Genomic DNA, 1,869 nt, shown 5'->3' with positions numbered 1-1,869 from the left:
AAGACTGTCTTCTAGTTCCTCGTTTGCATTATTAACTTCTGGCTTGCTTAAGGCTGACTGGAAGTTAGTTTTTCAATTCACTATTTTTGCATAAAATCGGAACATTGATAATAGAAAAGAAAAAAACAACCTCCATCACTTCGATGTGATAGAGGTCGTTTCAACAGACTGGAAGTTATCTAGCTTTTCCTTCAGAATCAAATCTTCTTGACAATACATATTCTGTAGGAACTATTGCACCAATAAGTAGAATCAATTGGAAGAACATAATGATTGCACCAACGATGCCAATAGATTCTGTATCTTTGCCTATCACGAAAAGCATTTCATCCTCCACAACTACTTCCGATTTGCTCACATCAATAGTTTATCTAACTCCCTAAGAAGAGTTGCTTTCATATCCTCAAGTTCTTCGTTGCTAGGTCTGTTATTATCTGAATACATTTTTTTCAGCTCCAAAACCATATTTATCTACTATATCTCATTTCTGTGCATCAAAAGAGTATAAGAACAAATATCTCTTTTGAGATAACTGCTAATAACCCTAATACTCCTTATCAAATATCTTGTAAAATAAACGTTCAACAATTCCGAATTCTTTATTTTTGAAACTTGCAAACGCAGTCATACACTCATCACAATAGTAACCTTCCGCTTCTAAAGAAAGAACTACTGGTTCCTCATTAATAATCGATTTATTTTTATAATTCTCAGGATACCAAAAAACTTTATTATCTCGTAGAGGCCTTGCCTTGACAATTCCCGGTCTCATCTCTTTACCACAATTAGGACAATTCATAACAATTATTCCTCCTAGCTATCTAATTTCCGTCGAGTCCTCTCTAGTATCTATAAAACAATATTATCTACTATATCCTTTTTCTGCGTATTTAAAAACCCTCACCCCAATCCTACATCCAAAGCCATCATAAGTATGAACCCCATGGCAAAAGAGATTGTTCCGATATTCGAATGCTCACCCTCAGACATTTCTGGGATAAGCTCCTCAACTACGACATATATCATGGCTCCGGCAGCAAAACTCAATAGATATGGCATCAGCGGAATAAACAATCCTGATGCAGCAATGACTAAAAGTGCACCTATCGGTTCAACAACTCCTGACAGAACACCATAAAGGAACGTCTTTCCTTTTGGAACGCCCTCACTCAAAAGCGGCATTGAAACTATTGCACCCTCAGGGAAGTTCTGTATTGCAATACCGATTGCCAGAGCCAATGCTCCTGTAAAAGATATTGTGCTATTTCCGTAAAGCCAACCTGCACATACTATTCCAACCGCCATTCCTTCAGGAAGATTATGGAGAGTTACTGCCAGGACAAGTTTTGTTGTTCTCTTAAGCCCGCTCCTTGGACCTTCCTCGCATTTGTCCAGATGCATGTGAGGCGTCACCAAATCCATTACCAAAAGAAAAAGCATACCTATCCCAAATCCAACTGAAACGGGAAGAAATCCTAGTTTTCCCATATCTGCTGTCTGATCAAGTGCAGGTAGCAGCAGGCTGAAAAAAGATGCAGACACCATCACACCAGATGCAAACCCAGTCAGGGCACGTTGCATCTTTTGTCCAATTTCTTTTTTTAATAAAAATACACTGGCAGCGCCTAGCGCTGTTCCCAGAAACGGAATGATGATTATATTCCACATAGCTTACAGTTCCTTTTTTCATCTCAGCCATCGCTTTATCAATAACTTTTTATCTACTATATCTCTTTTTTGTACATAAAAAAAGACCAGGATAAAAATCCTGATCTCAGAGTGTAGACAAAGTGTCGCGGCTCCCGCCGCGACCTTTTCTTTTTTATAAGGAGGAACTGGAGTCTGCGGACTCCAGTTCTTTCATTTTTT

3 protein-coding genes are annotated in these 1,869 nt (G+C 38.5%); all 3 read right to left on the bottom strand.

What is annotated here, in order from left to right:
- Positions 1 to 175: 175 nt before the first annotated feature.
- Positions 176 to 325: a hypothetical protein gene (locus BMZ41_RS15510; RefSeq protein WP_176754558.1), complete on the bottom strand. Its 150-nt coding sequence runs from the start codon at positions 323 to 325 to the stop codon at positions 176 to 178.
- Positions 326 to 544: 219 nt separating this feature from the next.
- A complete protein-coding gene (locus BMZ41_RS15390) occupies positions 545 to 799 on the bottom strand; it encodes a PF20097 family protein (RefSeq protein ID WP_090531342.1) in 255 nt (84 codons plus the stop codon).
- Between the two features lie 101 nt (positions 800 to 900).
- Positions 901 to 1,668: a ZIP family metal transporter gene (locus tag BMZ41_RS15385; RefSeq protein ID WP_090531339.1), complete on the bottom strand. Its 768-nt coding sequence runs from the start codon at positions 1,666 to 1,668 to the stop codon at positions 901 to 903.
- Positions 1,669 to 1,869 lie beyond the last annotated feature (201 nt).

Origin of the sequence: Pseudobutyrivibrio sp. UC1225 (assembly GCF_900115215.1) — a bacterium.
Lineage (GTDB): Bacteria > Bacillota > Clostridia > Lachnospirales > Lachnospiraceae > Pseudobutyrivibrio.
Note: the sequence above shows the minus strand (reverse complement) of the source record. Positions and strands in the feature narration are given on the sequence as shown.